Source organism: Verminephrobacter eiseniae EF01-2 (genome assembly GCF_000015565.1).
Classification (GTDB): Bacteria; Pseudomonadota; Gammaproteobacteria; order Burkholderiales; family Burkholderiaceae_C; genus Acidovorax; species Acidovorax eiseniae.
In genome coordinates this window covers 5,164,137-5,182,051 of record NC_008786.1, presented here as the reverse complement: position 1 = coordinate 5,182,051, position 17,915 = coordinate 5,164,137, and the positions used below count along the sequence as shown (strand labels likewise).

18 protein-coding genes and 1 pseudogene are annotated in these 17,915 nt (G+C 65.6%); 3 read left to right on the top strand and 16 right to left on the bottom strand.

Translation table 11 applies throughout. The features are described from left to right. Window positions 1-37: 37 nt before the first annotated feature. Together VEIS_RS22720 and VEIS_RS22715 are read left to right on the top strand one after the other, a co-directional pair. Window positions 38-514: pseudogene (locus VEIS_RS22720) on the top strand (electron transfer flavoprotein subunit beta/FixA family protein); the annotation flags it as partial. A 1-nt stretch (window position 515) separates the two neighbouring features. Then, entirely contained in the window at window positions 516-1,448 is a 933-nt protein-coding gene (locus tag VEIS_RS22715) for an electron transfer flavoprotein subunit alpha/FixB family protein (RefSeq protein ID WP_011812370.1), read from the top strand. 40 nt (window positions 1,449-1,488) lie between these two features. On the opposite strand, the gene VEIS_RS22710 is transcribed toward VEIS_RS22715, so the two are convergent. The 7 genes from VEIS_RS22710 to pruA all read right to left on the bottom strand — a co-directional run bounded on the left by VEIS_RS22710 (window position 1,489) and on the right by pruA (window position 9,609). Then, complete coding sequence (locus tag VEIS_RS22710; RefSeq protein WP_011812369.1) at window positions 1,489-2,916, bottom strand: FAD-binding oxidoreductase; 1,428 nt, start codon at window positions 2,914-2,916, stop codon at window positions 1,489-1,491. Beyond that, complete coding sequence (locus VEIS_RS22705) at window positions 2,913-4,019, bottom strand: ABC transporter ATP-binding protein (RefSeq protein WP_232287783.1); 1,107 nt, start codon at window positions 4,017-4,019, stop codon at window positions 2,913-2,915. The genes VEIS_RS22710 and VEIS_RS22705 overlap by 4 nt, the downstream gene beginning before the upstream one ends. A gap of 37 nt (window positions 4,020-4,056) precedes the next feature. After that, window positions 4,057-4,887, bottom strand: coding sequence for an ABC transporter permease (locus VEIS_RS22700; protein ID WP_011812367.1), 831 nt, complete (start codon window positions 4,885-4,887; stop codon window positions 4,057-4,059). Then, entirely contained in the window at window positions 4,884-5,723 is an 840-nt protein-coding gene (locus tag VEIS_RS22695; protein WP_011812366.1) for an ABC transporter permease, read from the bottom strand. Before VEIS_RS22695 ends, VEIS_RS22700 begins: the two co-directional genes overlap by 4 nt. A gap of 7 nt (window positions 5,724-5,730) precedes the next feature. After that, entirely contained in the window at window positions 5,731-6,801 is a 1,071-nt protein-coding gene (locus tag VEIS_RS22690) for an ABC transporter substrate-binding protein (protein WP_011812365.1), read from the bottom strand. A gap of 33 nt (window positions 6,802-6,834) precedes the next feature. Continuing rightward, window positions 6,835-7,731: a 4-hydroxy-tetrahydrodipicolinate synthase gene (gene dapA / locus VEIS_RS22685; RefSeq protein ID WP_011812364.1), complete on the bottom strand. Its 897-nt coding sequence runs from the start codon at window positions 7,729-7,731 to the stop codon at window positions 6,835-6,837. A 279-nt stretch (window positions 7,732-8,010) separates the two neighbouring features. Continuing rightward, on the bottom strand, window positions 8,011-9,609 hold the full coding sequence (gene pruA / locus VEIS_RS22680; protein WP_011812363.1) for an L-glutamate gamma-semialdehyde dehydrogenase: 1,599 nt from the start codon (window positions 9,607-9,609) through the stop codon (window positions 8,011-8,013). A 153-nt stretch (window positions 9,610-9,762) separates the two neighbouring features. On the opposite strand from pruA, the gene VEIS_RS22675 reads away from it, so the two are divergent. Next, window positions 9,763-10,824: a LysR family transcriptional regulator gene (locus VEIS_RS22675; protein WP_011812362.1), complete on the top strand. Its 1,062-nt coding sequence runs from the start codon at window positions 9,763-9,765 to the stop codon at window positions 10,822-10,824. A gap of 33 nt (window positions 10,825-10,857) precedes the next feature. On the opposite strand, the gene VEIS_RS22670 is transcribed toward VEIS_RS22675, so the two are convergent. The 9 genes from VEIS_RS22670 to VEIS_RS22630 all read right to left on the bottom strand — a co-directional run bounded on the left by VEIS_RS22670 (window position 10,858) and on the right by VEIS_RS22630 (window position 17,892). Then, a protein-coding gene (locus VEIS_RS22670; RefSeq protein WP_198137921.1) for an IS3 family transposase occupies window positions 10,858-12,044 on the bottom strand; the annotation gives its coding sequence in 2 pieces (ribosomal slippage) (window positions 10,858-11,789 and window positions 11,789-12,044; 1,188 coding nt in all). A gap of 120 nt (window positions 12,045-12,164) precedes the next feature. Then, window positions 12,165-12,329: a hypothetical protein gene (locus VEIS_RS29320; RefSeq protein WP_157048639.1), complete on the bottom strand. Its 165-nt coding sequence runs from the start codon at window positions 12,327-12,329 to the stop codon at window positions 12,165-12,167. Beyond that, on the bottom strand, window positions 12,329-13,099 hold the full coding sequence (gene istB / locus VEIS_RS22660; RefSeq protein WP_011812360.1) for an IS21-like element helper ATPase IstB: 771 nt from the start codon (window positions 13,097-13,099) through the stop codon (window positions 12,329-12,331). The genes VEIS_RS29320 and istB overlap by 1 nt, the downstream gene beginning before the upstream one ends. Before the next feature lie 10 nt (window positions 13,100-13,109). Then, window positions 13,110-13,433, bottom strand: a complete 324-nt coding sequence (locus VEIS_RS22655; protein WP_011812359.1) for a hypothetical protein — start codon at window positions 13,431-13,433, stop codon at window positions 13,110-13,112. A 139-nt stretch (window positions 13,434-13,572) separates the two neighbouring features. Next, entirely contained in the window at window positions 13,573-13,818 is a 246-nt protein-coding gene (locus VEIS_RS22650; protein ID WP_332253992.1) for an aminotransferase class I/II-fold pyridoxal phosphate-dependent enzyme, read from the bottom strand. Window positions 13,819-14,096: 278 nt separating this feature from the next. Beyond that, a complete protein-coding gene (locus VEIS_RS22645; protein ID WP_011812357.1) occupies window positions 14,097-15,131 on the bottom strand; it encodes a cyclase family protein in 1,035 nt (344 codons plus the stop codon). After that, window positions 15,128-15,901 carry a citryl-CoA lyase gene (locus VEIS_RS22640; RefSeq protein WP_011812356.1) on the bottom strand — a complete coding sequence of 258 codons (774 nt, stop codon included), beginning with the start codon at window positions 15,899-15,901 and terminating at the stop codon, window positions 15,128-15,130. The genes VEIS_RS22645 and VEIS_RS22640 overlap by 4 nt, the downstream gene beginning before the upstream one ends. 18 nt (window positions 15,902-15,919) lie before the next feature. Beyond that, complete coding sequence (locus VEIS_RS22635) at window positions 15,920-16,903, bottom strand: Bug family tripartite tricarboxylate transporter substrate binding protein (protein WP_011812355.1); 984 nt, start codon at window positions 16,901-16,903, stop codon at window positions 15,920-15,922. Window positions 16,904-16,920: 17 nt separating this feature from the next. Next, window positions 16,921-17,892 carry an SDR family NAD(P)-dependent oxidoreductase gene (locus VEIS_RS22630; RefSeq protein WP_232287782.1) on the bottom strand — a complete coding sequence of 324 codons (972 nt, stop codon included), beginning with the start codon at window positions 17,890-17,892 and terminating at the stop codon, window positions 16,921-16,923. Between the last annotated feature and the right edge of the window lie 23 nt (window positions 17,893-17,915).

Sequence of the window (17,915 nt, the reverse complement as noted above, 5' to 3'; positions counted from 1 at the left end):
CTGGTACGAACATGAAGATTCTGGTCCCCGTGAAGCGCTGCAGCCGCTGGCCGTCACCAAGCTCTTGAAGGCGCTGGTCGACAAGGAGCAACCCTCGCTCATCATCCTCGGCAAGCAAGCCATCGACGACGACGCCAATCAGACCGGCCAGATGCTGGCTGCACTGGCCGACCTGCCGCAAGCCACCTTCGCCAGCAAGGTCGAGGTCGACGGTGACAAGGTCAAGGTCACGCGCGAGATCGACGGCGGCCTCGAAACCATTTCACTGTCGCTGCCCGCGGTCATCACGACCGACCTGCGCCTGAACGAGCCGCGCTACGTTACCTTGCCCAACATCATGAAGGCCAAGAAGAAGCAGCTCGACGTCTTCAAGCCCGAGGACCTGGGCGTGGACGTCAAGCCGCGCCTGAAGACCCTGAAGGTCAGCGAGCCGCCCAAGCGAGGAGAGGGCATCAAGGTGGCCGATGTGGCCGCTCTCGTTGAAAAACTCAAGAACGAAGCGAAGGTGATCTGACATGGCTGCACTGGTAATCGCAGAACACGACCACGCGAGCATCAAGCCCGCGACCCTGAACACCGTGACCGCGGCCATCGCCTGCGGCGGCGAAGTGCACGTGCTGGTGGCGGGCGCCAACGCGGCCGAAGCCGGCAAGGCCGCCGCGCAGATCGCGGGCGTGGCCAAGGTGATCGTCGCCGACAGCCCGAGTTTGGCGCACAACCTGGCCGAGAACGTCGCCGCGCAGGTGCTGACGATCGCGGGCAACTACAGCCACATCCTCTTCCCCTCGACCGCGGGCGGCAAGAACGTCGCACCGCGCGTGGCGGCCAAGCTCGACGTGGCGCAGATCAGCGACATCACCAAGGTCATCAGTGCCGACACCTTCGAGCGTCCAATCTACGCGGGCAACGCGATTGCGACGGTGCAGAGCGCGGACGCGACGAAGGTGATCACGGTGCGCACGACCGGCTTCGACGCGGCGACCGCGACCGGCGGCAGCGCGACGGTCGAGAACGCCGAAGGCGTGGCCGACTCGGGCAAGAGCGCCTTCGTCGGTGCGGAGATCGCCAAGAACGACCGTCCGGAGCTGACGGCCGCGAAGATCATCGTCTCCGGCGGACGTGCGCTCGGTAGCGCCGAGAAGTTCACCGAAGTGATGACCCCATTGGCGGACAAGCTGAACGCGGGGCTGGGCGCGAGCCGCGCTGCAGTGGACGCAGGCTACGCACCGAACGACTGGCAAGTGGGCCAGACGGGCAAGATCGTGGCGCCGCAGCTGTACATCGCCGCGGGGATCTCGGGCGCGATCCAGCATCTGGCGGGCATGAAGGACTCGAAGGTGATCGTGGCGATCAACAAGGACGAGGAGGCACCGATCTTCTCGGTGGCCGACTACGGACTGGTGGCCGATCTGTTCGTGGCCGTGCCGGAACTGACGACGACGATCTGATGCGTCGCCGGGCGTCAGGCAGCCGAAGCTGCCTGATGCTTCAGGACGGCAGCACGCGTCCCGGATTCATCATGTCCTGCGGATCGACCAGCGACTTGATCTTCTGCATGAGCTCGATCTCGACCCGGTTCTTGTAGACGCGCATCTCGTCGACGTGCAGCGACCCGATGCCGTGCTCGGCGCTGAAGGTGCCGCCCAGTTCCGCCGCGATGTCGTAGAGCCGATGGCTCAGGTCGCGCTGGAACGCGGCCTTGTCCGCGACCTCGGCCCAGATCGCATGCGAGAACATCGCGATGTAGTGCAGGTTGCCGTCGCCCATGTGGCCGACCACGACCTGCGTCGCCTGCGGATAGTGCGTCGCGAGCGCGGCCGCGGCGCGCTCCATGAAGGCCGGGATCGTGTAGATCGGCACCGCGATGTCGTGCGTCAGGCCCATGCCTTCGCGGCCGTTCGCCTCGGTCACGTTGTGGCGGATCCGCCAGAACTCGTTGCGATGCTGATCCGAGGTCGCGACCACCACTTCCTGGCAGGCGCCCGATTCGTACGCCGCTTCGAGCGCGTCCTGCAATTGCGCGGTCAGCGCGTCGCCGACGCTCGACGAGGCCAGCTCCACGAGCACGAGCCACGGCGGCACGCCGTCGGGAAACGGGTTGCGAAGCTCATGGCCGTGGCGCAGCGAGATCTCGAATTCCGAGCGCGAGATCAGCTCGAGCCCGACCAGTTCGCCCGGAAAGAGCCCTTGCAGCCGAATGCCTTCGTCGACGGCCGCGTCGACGGTCTCGAAACCCATCAGCGCCGCCGCGACGGACTTCGGCTTGGGGAAGAGCTTCAGCGCGGCCGCGGTGACCACGCCCAGCGTTCCCTCGGCGCCGATGAAGAGATTCTTCAGGTCGTAGCCGCTGTTGTTCTTGCGAAGCGTCCGGATACCGTTCCAGATCTGGCCGTCGGGCAGCACGACCTCGAGGCCCAGCACCAGGTCGCGCGTGTTGCCGAAGCGGACGACGTTCGTGCCGCCGGCGTTGGTCGCGATGTTGCCGCCGATCTGGCACGAGCCTTCGGCGCCCAGCGACAGCGGGAACAGGCGGTCGACCTTCGACGCCGCTTCCTGCAGGTCGGCGAGCACGCAGCCGGCCTGCACCGTCATCGAGTTGTTGCGCGGATTGAGGTCGAGGATTCGGTTCATCTTGCCGAGCGCGAGCACGATGTTGCGGCCCTCGGTCGCCGGCACGGAGCCGCCGCACACGCTGGTGTTGCCGCCTTGCGGAAAGACGCGGATCGCATGCGCCGCGCAGAAGCGCAGCACGTCGGCTACCTGTTCGGTCGTGCGCGGGAAGACGATGGCATCGGCCACGCCGACATGGCGCTTGCGCCAGTCGACCAGATGCGGCGCGAGCGCGTCGGGTGCCTCGGTGGCGCCGTTCTCGCCGACGATGGCGCGCAGTCCTTGCAGCAGTTCGTTGTCGCTCATCCCTGGTTCGCCTTGATCACGACGGTATTGTGCGCGGCCCAGCGCAGCGCGAGCGACGCGCCGACCTCGATGCGATCCGCGGCGCGGTCCGAGATGCCCTTGACCAGCACCGTGCGGCCGTCCGCCAGCCTGACCTCGAAGCGCGTCATGCCGCCGACGAAGGAGATCTGGTTCACCGTGCCGACGCATCGGTTCGGATGGGCGTCCGACGCATCTCCCGGCGCGGCCACCTCGACCTTCTCCGGCCGCACCATCACCTTCACGCGCTCGCCCGGCAGGAAGCCTTGCGCGCTGCGGACGCGCAGCAGCCAACCGCCGTCGAGCTCGACCTGATAATCGTCGCGCAGCACGCCCGCGAACAGGTTCGACTCGCCCACGAAGTCGGCGACGAACTCGTCGACCGGCTCGAAATAGAGCTCGTCCGGCGTGCCGAGCTGCGCGATCCGGCCGCCGTTCATGAGACAGACGCGGTCCGACAGGTTCAGCGCTTCCTCCTGGTCGTGCGTGACGTAGACGAGTGTCGTGCCGAGGTCGCGGTGCAGCTTCTTGATCTCACCCTGCAGCTGGTCGCGCAGCTTCTTGTCGAGCGCGCCCAGCGGCTCGTCCATCAGGATGACCGAAGGCGAGTAGACGATGCAGCGCGCGATGCCGACGCGCTGCTGCTGGCCGCCCGACATCTCGCGCGGCTTGCGCTTCTCGTAGCCGACCAGGCTGACGCGCTCGAGCGCATCGCCGACCTTCTGCTTGATCTCGGCGTTGCTCGCGCCGCGGATCCGCAGCGGGAACGCGATGTTGTCGTAGACGTTGAGGTGCGGCAGCAGCGCGTAGTTCTGGAACACCATGCCGAGCTGGCGCTCGCGCGGCGGCACCGTCGAGACGTCGGCGCCGTTCAGGAAGATGCGTCCGGAACTCGGCGCGATCGCGCCGGCGATGATGTTCAGGATCGTGCTCTTGCCCGACCCGCTCGGGCCGAGAAGGCTCAGGAACTCGCCGCGGCGCACGGCGAGTGCGGTCTCGTGCAGCGCGACGGCGCCGTTGTACGACTTGCTCACGCCGTCGAAGACGATCATGGCGTCGTCGGGAGTCGGACTGATCATCTTCATTATGTTTCGACGTTCTTGGGTGCTGGCATTCATGGTGTCAGGGATTGCCGTCGCTCGGCGCCGCCGGCTGGAACAAGACGGAGATGCAGCAGAAGACGAACGACAGGGCCGTGAGCAACGCGGAGACCGCGGCAATCACGGGGGAAATGTCCCACTGGATGCTGCTGTACATCTTGACGGGCAGCGTGGTGGTCGACGGGCTGGTCAGGAACCAGGCGATCACGACCTCGTCGAACGAGACCAGGAACGCGAACAGCGCGCCCGCCAGGAGCGACGGCTTGAGCTGCGGCAGCACGACCTTGAAGAACACGGTCGAGCGGCTGGCGCCCATGATGGTCGCCGCGAACTCCAGCGCGGGGTCGAGCTTTCGCACGCCTGCCATCACGGTCATCATCATGAACGGCACGACGTAGGCGGTATGGCTCGCCACGAGGCCGATGGTCGTGCCGACGACCTGGAGTCGCGACAGGTAAAGGTACAGACCGAGCGAGATCACAATGACGGGCACGAGGATCGGGCTCATCAGCAGCAGCATGACCAGCTTCTTGCCGGGGAACTCGAAGCGCACCAGGCCGTACGAGGCCGGGATGCCGATCAGCATCGACACGATCGTTGTGATGACCGCGACCTTCAGGCTCTGCAGGATCGACGCCATCCATGGCGTGGACGAGAAGAGCTGGCCGTAGAGGTCGAGGGTCCAGACCCGCGGCGGAAAGGACAGCTCGCCCGACCCGCCGAAGGAGATCGGGATAACGATCAGCGTCGGTACCAAGATGAACGCGTAGACGAAGACGGCCAGCAGGTTGCGCACGCCGCCGTAGAAGTTGCCCTGGCGATCGATCACGCCGCGCGATGCCGATGTGCTCATGCCGGCACCCCGGGGCGGCTGCCGAACCGCTTCGCCTGGTCGGCGAGGATGGCGGCCAGCGTGACGATGCCCAGCAGGATGACGCCGATGGCCGACGCCATGTTCCAGTCCATCGTCTCGCGGGTGTAGAAGTCGACGAGGTTCGACATCATCACGTCCTGGCGTCCGCCGAGCAGCGCGGGAATGACGAAGAAGCCCATCGACATGACGGTGGTGCTTAGCACGCCCGCTGCGACGCCTGGCAGGCTCAGCGGCAGGGTGATCCGAAAGAAGATGCGGGGCGGCTTCGCGCCCATGATCTCCGAGGCGCGGTACAGCGACTTGTCGATCGCGAGCAGGCTGGCGAGCACGGGGAAGACGATGAAGGGAATCAGGTAGTTCGTCATGCCGACCATCACGCCGAATCGGTTGAAGAGCATCGGCAGCTGCACCGTGCTGCCCGACACGAAAGACAGGAGCTGGTTGACCAGCCCCGCGCGCCCCAGCAGCACGGTGAAGGCGTAGCTCTTGACGAGGATGCTGGTCCAGAAGGGCACCAGCACCAGGACCATGTAGATCGCGCGCATGCGGGGCGTCTGCCGTGCCAGATGCAGCGCGATCGGATAGCCCAGCGCGAGGCTGCACAGCGATGCGAGGATGCTGATCTGGAAGGTGGTTCCCAGTGTCCGCTTGAAGAGGTCACTGGAGAACAACCGATGGTAGGAAGCCAGGCTGAAGTCTCCGCCGGCGTTGGTCACGCTCGTGTACGCGACGTACGCGAGCGGGACCAGCATCACCAGGAAGAGGAACAGGGTGGCGGGACCGACGTAGATCCAGCCCTCTTTGCGCGCGTTCATCGGTCGATCAGCTCAGGACCCACTCTTTGAACTTCAGCGTGAGTTCGTCGTAGTGGTCGGCCCACCAGGCGTCGTTGCTCAGCAGGTTGTTCTTGTTCTGCGGGTCGGACAGCCACTTGCTCACCCCGGGCTTCATCAGCGCGCGCGCCTTCTTGCTCGCCGGCGTATTGCCGTGCAGGTCCATCAGCGCGGCCTGGCGGTCGGGACGCAGCGCGAACTGGACGTACTTCATCGCGTTCGCCTTGTTCGGCGCGCCTTTGAGCACGACCAGGTACTCGAGGCCGATCAGGTTCTGCTTGAAGGAGAACTGCGTCGGCTTGCCCGACTCCTGCGATGCCTTGGCGCGGGTCGCGTAGGTGTAGCTGTAGTCCACTTCGCCGGTTTCGACCAGCGACGTGGTCTGCGGCGTCTGGTCGACCCACTTCGCGATGTGCGGCTTGATGCGCTCAAGGGCCTTGAAGGCACGCGGAACGTCGAGCGGGTACATCTTGTCCGGCGCCACGCCGTCGGCCAACAGCGCGATCTCGAGCGTCTCGCTCGCGCGGTTGCGCAGCGTGCGCTTGCCGGGGAATTTCGTCACGTCAAAGTAGTCGGCGAAGGTTTGCGGTGCCTTGCCTTCCGGGAACTTCTTGGCATCCCAGAAGATGCCGCCGGTGAAGCCGTAGAAGGGCACGGCTTCCTTGGTCATCGGTGCGACCAGATCGTTGCGGTCGAAGAGCGCCGGGTCCAGCGTCTCCCAGTAGCCGGCCTTCGATCCGGTCATGGCCATCGGGCCGACCGCGTCGAAGACGTCCCATTCGACGTTCTTGGTCATGACCTGCGCCTTGACTTTAGCGAGGTCCGGCGTGTCGACCAGCGTAACGGCGACGCCGAATTCCTTCTCGAAGGGGCGCACGAGCGCCTCTTCCACGGCGGTGCGGTAGTTGCCGCCCCAGCTGACGACGACCAGCTTCTCGGCGGCGGATGCACGGCGCGGCGTGGCCAGCATCGGCAGACCGATCGCTGCCGATGCGGCCGCTGCGCCCGTGGTCTGCAGGAACTTGCGACGACCGTGATTCGTAGGAATAGGAGAAGACATCATGACCACCTTGAGAGGGTTGACGGAAACGGGTTATTCGCGATCGCGCAGCGGCGGGAGCACCTGGGCGATGCGCTCCTTGATCTTCGCGCTGGCCTGCTTCATCGGTGGCAGGACGTCGCAGCCCATGCCCCAGCCGAGGAAGTCCATCGCGGCCTTCATGGGCGCGGGATTGGGTTCGGCGAAGACCGCGTCGATGAGCGGACGCAGCGTGGCATGCAGGGCGATCGACTCCTGCAGCTTGCCGGCGAGGCCGAGCTCGAGCACGCGGTCCCATTGGCGAGGCAGCAGGTTGGAGCTGGTGATGACCGCGCCGACCGCGCCCATCGCGACGTGCAACGGCATGACGTCTTCCTCGCCTGTGAGGATCGCGATCTTGGAAGCCGCGAGTTCGGCCACGCGCATCTGCTGCGCGAGATCGGGATTGCAGGCCTTGATGCCGACCACGCGCGTCAGGCCTGCCAGCCGGTCCACGGTCTGGAAGTTCAGCGACACGCCGGTGCGGTAGGGAATCTCGTAGAGGATGATGTCGGCGTCAACCTCGTTCGAGAAGCGCTCGAAGTACTCGACGATGCCGTCCTGCGTCGGCCTGAAGTAGTAGGGCGTGACGACCATCAACGCCTTCGCGCCCGCCCGGACGAAGGCCTTGGCGTTGTCGATCGCGTCGCCGATGCCCGGCGACAGGATGCCGGGGATGACGGCGGTCGCGCCGCTGGCGGCTTCGAGCGAGGCCTCGACCACCGACAGGCGCTGGTCGAACGACAGCGAGGTGTACTCGCCGGTCCCGCCCAGCGGCACGATGCCGCGGCTTCCCGCCTCGACCATGCGGCGCACGTGGGCGCTCAACGGGCGGGTGTCAACCTGCAGGTCCGAAGTCAGCGGCGTGGGGACCGCGGTGAGGATGCCGGCGTACTTGTGGGTCACGTTCATGGGTGGTCGATGGGCTGAGGTCGGTGGTGGAAGTTCCGGCCAAGCGCAGGCGATTCCGTCTCGATGCGCCGAACATAAGTGGCGAACGACGTCGCTCTTTCAGCATCTGCCGCTATGATCATCTGCATCAGGGGCCTTGATCAATCCGACCCGAATTGGGGTGGAGACGCACCAATCGCAGTCATCGGCGCGCTGGCGCCATGCGTATTTTCCCTGAGTGCGAGAGCGCCAGAAATGCAAAGGGCCCCAAAGGGCCCGTCTGCTCGAAGCGGCGAAGCCTCAGAGACCGCGCGGCGGCGCGTAGGTTTCCTTGACCACGCGCGGCGAGGTCCAGCGCAGCAGGTTCATCCACGAACCGGCCTTGTCGTTGGTACCGCTCGCACGGCCTCCGCCGAAGGGCTGCTGGCCCACGATCGCGCCCGTCGGCTTGTCGTTGAGGTAGAGGTTGCCGGCCGCATGCAGTAGCGCGTCCTGCGCCTGCTTGAGCGCGGCACGGTCGGTGCAGAAGATCGAGCCGGTCAGCGCATAGTCGGATACCGAGTCGACCGCCTCCAGCACTTCGGTCCAGGCCGAATCGGGGTACTCGAACACCGACAGCACCGGCCCGAACAACTCGTCCTTCATGAGCCGATGGCTCGGGTCCTCGACCTGCAGCACGGTCGGCTGCACGAAATAGCCGACCTCGTCCTGGAAGGTGCCGCCCGCCACCACCTTGACCTGCGAATCGGCCTTGGCGGCACCGAGCGCATCGCCCAGACGGCGATACGAGTTCTGGTCGATCACGGCGCCCATGAAGGTGGACACGTCGGCCACGTCGCCGATGCGCACCTGCGCCATCAGGTCGCACAGGATCGACTTGACCTTGGGCCAGAGGCTGGCGGGCATGTAGGCGCGCGATGCGGCGCTGCACTTCTGGCCCTGGTAGCCGAATGAGCCCTTGAGCAGCGCGACGGCGACCTCGCGGGCATCGGCCGAGCGATGCACGAGCACGAAGTCCTTGCCGCCGGTCTCGCCGACGATCCGGGGGAAGGTGCGATAAGCGGCGATGCCTGTGGCGGCGCGCTTCCAGAGCGAGCGGAAGACCTCCGACGAGCCCGTGAAGTGCAGACCCGCGAAGTGCCGTGATGCGAACACCGCGTCGGTGACGAGCGAGGCCTCGCCAGGCACGAAGTTGATGACGCCCGGCGGCAGGCCGGCTTCCTCGAGCGCTTCGAAGAACAGGTAGTTGGACCAGGTCGACTTGTTCGACGGTTTCCACAGCACCGTGTTGCCCATGAGCGCCGGTGCGCAGCTGAGGTTGGTGCCGATCGCCGTGAAGTTGAAGGGCGACACCGCGTAGACGAAGCCTTCGAGCGGACGCCAGTCGCAGCGGTTCTGCGCGTCCTGCACCGACAGCGGCTGGTCCGTCACGATCTGCTGCGCGTTGAAGGTGTTGAAGTGCAGGAAGTCGATCAGCTCGCAGGCGCTGTCGGCCTCGGCCTCGTCGAGGGTCTTGCTCTGGCCCAGCATGGTCGCCGCGTTGATGCGGTGGCGCAGCCGCCCGCGCACGATGCCGGCGGCGCGATGCATGATGGCAGCCCGGTCGGCGAAGTCCATGCGCGACCAATCGTGCGCGGCCTCGAGGTTGCTGCGGATCGCGTCGTCCACTTGCGCTTGGCTCGGCCGATGTACGCGGGCCAGGACGCGGCTGCGGTCGTGCGGCGCATGGATGATTTCGACGTCGTCCGAGAAGATCTTCTTGCCGCCCACGACCGCGGGGATCTCGACCACGGTGCGGTCGGCGAGATGCGTCCGGAGTTTCGTCAGTGCGTCGGTGCCTTCCGCGTAGTTGCACGTCGGCTCGTTCTCGGGACGGGGAAAGAGGGAGCGGGAGTTCATGGAATCCTCATGCGCAAGGCAAAGTTCGACAGGCAAACTGGCAGTTTCCAAGCATGGGCAGGCGACATCCTGATCATCAGCAGCATTGATGCATTGCAGCAGTATTGCCGATGGCCCCATCGGTGAATCGATGACCGAAACCCGGACGAGTGCATGAACGACGAGCCGACCAACGACTATCCCGACTGGGGGCTTCTCGGTGCCTGGGTCGCGGTTGTCGAGTCGGAATCCGTGTCGCATGCGGCCCGGCGGCTCGGCCTGTCGCAGGCGGCCGTGTCGATGCGCGTCAAGATGCTCGAGGGCAAGCTCGGCACCGACCTGCTCGACCGCGGCACGCGACCGGCCAAGGTCACGCTCGCCGGCCAGCGCCTCTACGAAACCAGTACCGAGCTGCTCAAGGGCGCCGACGAGATGCTCGAAAACGTGCGCGGCATCAGCCGCGCGAGGCGGTCCGTCGTGCGCCTGGGCTGCGTCGATTCGTTCGCCGCGGCGGTGGGGCCGGTGCTGTACCGCGCCCTGTCGAGCACCACGCAGCAGGTGCGGCTGTGGTCGGGCTTGACGCCGTCGCTGACGTCGCAGTTCGTCAATCGGCAACTCGACCTCATGATCACCACCGCGACCAGCATGGCCGGCAGCGGCGTCGGCCACACGCCGATCTTCACCGAGCAGTACGTGCTCGTGATGCCGCGCGACTACGCCTTCGACGCCTTCTGTTCCTTCTCGGACCTGGGCCGCAAGCTGCCGCTCATTCGCTACAGCGCGCGCTCGACCATCGGCGACGACATCGATGCGTTCCTCGCGCGACACGGCGACCAGCTCGAGCGGACCTGCGAGTTCGACACCACCGACCCGTTGCTGAGCCTGGTCGCCGCCGGACTCGGCTTCGCGATCACGACGCCGATGTGCCTGTGGCAGTCGCGTCACTTCGCGCCGGAGCTGCGCATGGTGCCGCTCGAATCGTTGCGGATCAAGGGCCGGCCGTATGGATTGCTCAAGCGGTCCTTCTCGGTCCTTCTATCTGTCCTACCGCGAAGGCGAGCTCGGCAAGCTGCCGAAGGAAGTCGAGAACCTCACGCGCATCGCGATGGAGGGCCAGATTGCTCCCGAGATGGAGGCAGTGCTGGGCCTGCCGCGGGCGATGCTGTTCATGCCCGAGGGAACGGCTTCGCTGGCCAGGCCTTCTTAGATGGCAACCAGCACCGAAAGCGATCGTGACCTTGCCCCTGGAATCCGTACCCCATAGCGGAGTCACGAATTGGCTTGCTTGGCCTGAGCCGCATGCCAGTCTTGCTCGAACCGCGCCGGGCTGACGTACGCCAGCGTGGAGTGTAGCCGGGTGCGGTTGTACCAGAGTACCCAGGCGATGACCTCGTCCTTGGCCTGGCGCCGCGTCACGAAGCGCTGCCCATGCAGTCGCTCCACCTTCAACGAACCGAACAGGGTCTCGCTGCAGGCGTTGTCCCAGCAGTTGCCCTTGCGGCTCATCGAGGCCGTGATGCCGCACTGGACGAGCACGTCCCTGAAGTCCTCGCTGGCGTATTGGCTGCCCCGGTCGCTGTGGAAGATCAGCCCGGCATGCTTGCGCGGATGGCGCTTGAACCAGGCCATGCGCACAGCATCGATGACGATGTCGCGCGTCATGTCCTGGCGCAGTGACCAGCCCACCACCTGGCGGCTGAACAGGTCGATCACCACGGCCAGGAACAGCCAGCCTTCGTCGGTTGCGATGTAGGTGATGTCGCCCACCCAGACCTTGTCGGGTTCGGCCACATCGAACTGCCGATCCAGCAGATTGGGGGCGATCGGCAGGTCATGCTTGCTGTCCGTGGTGACCTTGAAGCGGCGCTTGCCCTTGGCCTGGATGCCGTGCAGTTGCATGAGCTTGCGCACCCGCTCCTTGCCCACCCGGATGCCCCTGGCCAGCAGTTCCTTCCACGTGCGCGGCCAGCCGTAGCCGCCCCGCGTTTCGGCGTGGATCACCTCGATGTGCACCAGCAGCGCGTCGTCGCTGAGATGGTGCCGCTGGGCCGCGCTGGCTCTACGAACGAAGTGTTCGTGGTAGCCGGTGATGCTGGCCTGCAGGACTCGGCACTGCACAGAGATCGGCCACGCCTGGCGGTTGCGGTGAATGAAGGCGTACTTCAGCTCTGCGCCTTCGCGAAGTACGCCGTCGCTTTTCCCAGGATGTCACGCTCCATCTTCACGCGTGCCAGCTCCGCGCGCAGCCGGCTGATCTCCATCTGCTCGACGCTCACTGCCTTGCTGTCAGCGCCTGTGAGCTTGCCCAGGCGATCCGCCTTGACCCAGTTGAACAGCGTCTGTTCCACCACGCCCAGCGTCCTGGCCGCCGCTGCGATGCTCTGGCCGCCGTGAACCAGTCGCACTGCCTCCTGCTTGAATTCCAGCGTGTAGCGCGCCCGCACTGTCTTCGTCATTTCCGTTTTCCTTGCTTGCATTGAACCACTCAGCAAGGGATACGTTTTTCGGGGGCAGGGTCAGTTTCAGCGTGATGGCGGACAGGCGCAACGAGCGCGAGTGCCTGGCATCATCGTAGCTCAGGTGTCCGGCATCAGCCTGAAGGCGATGGTTTTTGCTCCCTCAACGATGCAGACTTGTCCACGGCGGCGGGCGTCGCTTGCGACGAACGCACGCCGCGGTGGGCAAGTCGTGTTCAGGGCCGCATCGTCGTGAATCACGGTCCTGCGCGAAGCGATGTTCACTACTCTGGCTCCTCGGGTTCGTGGCTGTGGCCTTTGCCCTGATCCTCGCGCTTGCGAAGCGATGGCCCCTTCAGCGCAATGCGGTGCGAGCAGTGCACGATGCGGTCCAGGATCGCGTCCGCGACGGTGGGGTCGTCCAGCCAGGCATGCCATTTGTTGACCGTCAACTGGCTGGTGATCAGCGGCGCCTTCGCACCGACCCGGTCATCCAGCAGCTCCAGCAGATCGCCTCGCTCGCCCGACTCCATCGGCGCGCCGGCGAAGTCGTCCAGCAGCAGCACGTCCACGCGGGCGAACTGCGCCAGGCGTCGGGCGAAGCCGCCTTCACCGTGGGCCACGCGCAGTTCCTGCATCAGGCGCGTGGTGCGTGCGTACAGCACGCTGAAGCCGCAACGCGCCGCCTGCCGAGCCAGCGCGCAACTGAGCCAGGTTCTACCCGTGCCGGAGGCCCCCGTCAGAAGGACCGTGCGCGCATGACGCACCCAGTCGCAGCCGGCCAACGAGGTCACCAGGTTGCGCTCCAGGTTGTGCGAGTCGCGCCAGAGGATGTCTTCGATGCTGGCGCTGCTGACCTTGAGCCTGGCGCACTTGAGCAGGCGCGTCAGACGCTTGTCATCGCGCCAGTCGATCTCGCGCTGCACGAGCAGGCTCAGCCGCTGCTCGAAGCCGAGCGCGGCCGCCGCGCTGCTGATGGCTTGGTCGCTCAGTGCGGCCACCATGCCGTCCAGGCGCAGCGTCTTGAGTTGGTCCAGGGTGTGGGCAGGGATCACAGGTTCTCCTTCAGTGGTAGTAATCAGGGCCACGCACGTTCTCGTGCAGCGGCAGCGAGGTCTGGGTCGGCTGGGCCGGCAGCGGCTGGCGGTCCGTGCCGCTGGCCAGGATCGAATGGACGCTGCGGTAGATCGGCGAGTGAATGGCCATCGCCCGCGTGCACGCGGCTTCCAGGCGTTCGTGGCCGAACTGGCGCGCCAGGCGCTGCAGGCCCAGGCAGCAGCGGTAGCCTTGCTCCGGGTGCGGGCGGTTGTCCATCTGCCAGCGCACGAGCGCAGCGCACCCCACGCCGATGCGCTCGCCCCAGGCAATGAGCTTGGCTGGGCAAGACATTTCCCAGGGGACGCGAGGAGTTGGCTGAACCATCGCAAGCCTGAGCCAGGCAAGAGTGCCTCGCCCAACTGAGCGCGCTCCCCGCGACGGGGCGTTGTGGGTAGGGAGGCGCACCGCACTCCGGTCACGACTCGTCGGCCTATTCCGGGCGCGCCGCTTTCAGAAACCTATCGATCTCGGAGGAGGTCCCAATGCTGATGCGCACCCAGTCCGTCAGGCCGTAGGATGTCACGGGACGAACGATCAGGCCATGCTTGTCCAGCTTTCGCGCGAATGCAGTGCCACCTCCGACATTTGCGAGGACGAAATTGGTATGCGACATGTCATAGTCATATCCCCCGCGCTGAAGTGCTCGAGAACGCCGCGAAGCATGCGTGCCTTCCAGCCCTCAGCCTGCGCTGAGCACGAGCTCAAACGATGAGTCGCTCAATGCCGCCGAGAGAATTTTTTTGTGTGGCATCATGGCCACCACCGAATCCGGCGCCTGATGACTTCGATCCGGGATTCGCCAGTACCGTCTATTTCCGCTTGGGCGGAATTGCCATCTCTCATTCGTTTCTCCGTACTCCAGAAGTTATCAACTTCTTGCTGCACATGAAATCGAAGCAAGATCACTCAGACGCAACTGAGACTCTTTCGGCCATGATCAATACGCAAGCTGGTTTAGATCGTTGCAACGGGCGTGACAGGTGAGCCAACGGCGCCTGGCAGCCGCAGCGCAGGTGCTGTCAGAAGGAACGTAGAACGCCCTTGCTCCTTCAGGGCACTTTGCAGATCCCTGAAGTACCACAGTTCCCCCAGGGGGATGCCTTGCTTGAACAGGCAAAGTTCGTGCAGCGGGAGGCGCGCACCACACGCATGAGGCCCCCCTACAGGAATGTCTTCGACGCCGTAGTTGTCGGCACAGAGTGCGGCGATGCCGCTGTCGGCGATCCAGTGCCGCAGCCGTTCGTCCCGGCCGTCCAGCACCGCGCACAGCGCGTCGCGCAAGGCAGGGTCCGGGGTGCCGCCCATGTCCATCACCAGATCTGCGAAGCCGGTGTAGAGGCAGAGGATGTCGCCGCTTTGCAGTTGCGTACCGCAAGCCTCGAGCGCACGCATGAACGCGTCGTACCCGATGCGCACGCGTTGCGATCCGGCCATCGCCTGCAAGTCGAGCAGTACGCCGCGGCTCTGGATTGCCTTCTCCGCGAACGTCTCGATGCCCAGCCGATGGGCTCCTGCAGCGCGTCCCCCGGCGTCGTTCGGGCCGATGAGGTCCGTGCCCGCCCTGAACCCGTTGTAGTAAACAGCCTGCGGATGGCCGGTTCCGTCCACATCGAACAGATGGCCGACATGGGAAAACGCATCCCATTGCGTCGAGTATTGCGTGTGAATGAGCACGGCGTCGTCGCACAGCACATCGGTCTGGCCCAGCGCTGCATCGCCGATCGGCAAATTGAACACGGGCCTGCCGTCCCGCACCGTCGGCGACAGCCGAGGAGGATGACGGCGTGGGTTCAGAACATTGCCCCCGGGAAGATTCAGCGGCAGGCTAAGGCAGAAGCTTTGCCCCGTTCGCACCTCCCGGATCGCGCGAAGCACGCTCTCGGGTGTGATCAGGTTGAGCCTCCCGAGTTGGTCGTCTTCGCCGAAATCACCCCAGTTCGACTGGGCCGGCCGGCGAACCCAGCGGCGAGTTCGCCCGGTGCCGGTCATGGCTCGCCGCTCTCGGACGCGGCGGTGGCCATGTTCCAGAGGTCCGGTCCGATGGGCCGGGTACGCTCCTCGAACGCGTGAGCGACCAGGCCGGCGACACGGCCGATGAGCGTGAGTGCCTTGCCGAACTCCGGACTCAGTCCCAGGTCCAGGAGCACGGCAGCCTTGCTGCCCGTGGCATTGAGCGGCATGGGTCGGCCGACATCGGCCGACAGCGACTTCTCGAGTTGCAGTGCAAAGCGAAAATGCCGGCCAAAGTAGCCCTCTTCCTCGGCGATGCGTTTCGCACGCAGGGTGCGCGGATCGCCATTGACGTGAATGGGGTGTCCGAAGCCGGGAATCTTGCGTCGCGCTGCGCGACTGCGCGCAACGGCGGCGTCGGCCAGCTCACCCAGTTGCGCGTCACTGGGATCGGCCACGCTTTTGAACGCGCCCATCGCTTCCTTCATGAAACTCGCGCTGACCTCGACCGTTCCAAGGAAGCGGCTGCCGGCTCCCAACAGACCCGCGGCCACCGCGCCCTGAAGCGATTCGGGCGCGCCATGCAAGGTCAGCCGCGTCGCCAGCGCACTGGGCGTCAGCCCGTGGTCGATCGATGTGACAAGGGAGTTGTTGATCACCCTGCGCATCTTCTGATCGGGGAACTCGCCCAGAATCGCCAGGCACAGGACATCCACGAAATCGTGCTTGTCCAGCAGGTCCTCGACAAGGTCGTGGCCGCGGATGCGGATGTGCTCGGCATCGCCGCCGCCGATGTAGCTCTTGAGCATGGTGTTCTTTCCCGGGACTCAGCGCGCCTCGGCGCCGGCGCTTTTGACGATCTCCCTCCATCGGGGCACTTCGGCCTCGACGAAGGACTGGAACGCGGTATCGGACAGGCCCATGGGGTAGCTCCCGATCTTTGCCATCGAAGCCTTCACATCGCTTGCTTCGGTTGCCTTGGCAATCTCCTTGGCGAGGCGGGCCACGATGGCGTCGGGCGTCCCGCGAGGAACAAACACGCCGGACCAACCTTCGAGTGCCGCGCCGGGATATCCGGCCTCTCCGACGGTCGGCACGTCCAGCAAGGCGCTCGGCCGGGTCTTGCCGTTGATGGCCAGCGCACGAAGACGCCCGCCCTCCAGGTGCTGCAGCACGCTCTCCGCATAGCTGAACGACAGATCCACGGTGCCCGCCAGCAGATCGGTCATCGACGACTGGTTGTTGTAGGGTACGTGGGTGAAGGTCACCTGCGTGGCGCCCTGGAATTTCGCCGCGGCCAGGTGCGTCTGCGTGCCGACGCCGGACGACGCGTAGGTCAGGTGCCCTGGCGCCACGCGTGCGGCATCCAGCATGTCCTTCAGCGTGCGCCAGGGCCGGGACGCCGGCGTCACCAGCACCGTGGATTGGCGAAACAACGAATGGACACCCCGCAGATCCTGAGCCGGATGGATGCGTCCGGTGGCATAGAGCGCAGAGTTGGCGGCCTGCGTCCCGTGCGTTCCGTACAGAAGCGTGTAGCCGTCGGCCGGTGCCCGCGCGACGAATTCGGTGCCGATGCTTCCGCCCGCCCCCGGCTTGTTCTCGACCACGACGGGCTGTCCCAGCGCTGCCGCCAGGGAGCGGGCGATCATCCGGCCCTGGTTGTCGGCAATGTTGCCGGTGCCAAACGGCACCACCAAGACGATTGGACGTTGGGGGTACGGCTGCACCTGCGCCTGCACCGCGCCGCTGCAAAGGACAAGGGCGGCGGTCCATCCGACCGCTCGACTGAAAAGACTTCCGCGCTGCAATTCGGTCTCCCTGGTTTTCAGTACGAATGACGGCCGGCCGTGGCGCCTGCATCCACGGGAACGATCGCACCCGTCACCCAACCGGACTCGTCGCTGGCCAGGTAGCGGATCGCGTGGCCCACATCCCAGCCGCTGCCCTCGGTCTGAAGGAACGAACGCTTGCGGCGAACCTCCCGGGTCTCCTCGCTCATGCCGCGGGCATAGACCATGGGCGTATGCACCATGCCTGGCGCGACGCAGTTGACGCGGATGCGCTGAGCGCCGTGGTGTGCAGCCATCGCCCGGGTCATGTTGACGACCGCTCCCTTGGACGTGGGATACAGAAGACTGGGGTGGCCGCCGATCAGACCGGCCACGGAGGCCACGTTGACGATCGCCCCCTTGCCGATGGCCTGCATGTGTGGAATGGCATGGCGCGCCATCAGCATCATCGACGTGACGTTCACACGCAGCGCCTGGTCCCAGGCCTCCAGGTCGAGATCGACGGCCGTGCCTTGCGGCCCGCCGATGCCCACGTTGTTCACCAGGATGTCGACGCGGCCCCATTGATCCACGGCCTGCGCCACGGCGCCCCGACAGTCTTCATCCCGACTGACGTCACACACACAGACGGTCGCCTCACCGCCTTCCTGGACGATCATCTCGCGCGTCCTTTCAGCCCATGCCTCGACGGCATCGATCAATAGCACGCGCGCGCCATCGCGCGCCAGGAGGATGGCCGCGGCGCGGCCATTGCCAATACCTTCCGCGCGTGCTCCTGCGCCGGTGACGATGGCGACCCGCTCCTCGAGGGAGCGATCGAATGAACGTTCGTTGGATTGCATATTTAGTGTCGCGTCACCGATCATCTGTCGGTCTGCGCTGGCCATCGAAGCGCATCGCGGCGTTGCATCGCTTGCCAATACGCTCGGTATGGGCCGCGCGATGCGCCTTGCGCTGCGCTCCGATGGCTGCGCGCAGCCTGCGACATCTGATCGGTGACGCGACACTAGAGTCCTCGAGGAAACCATCT

Coding starts and splice junctions, on each gene's coding strand:
- VEIS_RS22715 (WP_011812370.1), top strand. CDS start 516: ATGGCTGCACTGGTAATCGCAGAACACGACCACGCGAGCATCAAGCCC.
- VEIS_RS22645 (WP_011812357.1), bottom strand. CDS start 15,131: ATGACCGGCACCGGGCGAACTCGCCGCTGGGTTCGCCGGCCGGCCCAG.
- dapA (WP_011812364.1), bottom strand. CDS start 7,731: ATGAACGTGACCCACAAGTACGCCGGCATCCTCACCGCGGTCCCCACG.
- VEIS_RS22700 (WP_011812367.1), bottom strand. CDS start 4,887: ATGAGCACATCGGCATCGCGCGGCGTGATCGATCGCCAGGGCAACTTC.
- pruA (WP_011812363.1), bottom strand. CDS start 9,609: ATGAACTCCCGCTCCCTCTTTCCCCGTCCCGAGAACGAGCCGACGTGC.
- VEIS_RS22690 (WP_011812365.1), bottom strand. CDS start 6,801: ATGTCTTCTCCTATTCCTACGAATCACGGTCGTCGCAAGTTCCTGCAG.
- VEIS_RS22655 (WP_011812359.1), bottom strand. CDS start 13,433: ATGTCTTGCCCAGCCAAGCTCATTGCCTGGGGCGAGCGCATCGGCGTG.
- VEIS_RS22710 (WP_011812369.1), bottom strand. CDS start 2,916: ATGAGCGACAACGAACTGCTGCAAGGACTGCGCGCCATCGTCGGCGAG.
- VEIS_RS22640 (WP_011812356.1), bottom strand. CDS start 15,901: ATGCTCAAGAGCTACATCGGCGGCGGCGATGCCGAGCACATCCGCATC.
- VEIS_RS22695 (WP_011812366.1), bottom strand. CDS start 5,723: ATGAACGCGCGCAAAGAGGGCTGGATCTACGTCGGTCCCGCCACCCTG.
- VEIS_RS22705 (WP_232287783.1), bottom strand. CDS start 4,019: ATGAAGATGATCAGTCCGACTCCCGACGACGCCATGATCGTCTTCGAC.
- VEIS_RS22675 (WP_011812362.1), top strand. CDS start 9,763: ATGAACGACGAGCCGACCAACGACTATCCCGACTGGGGGCTTCTCGGT.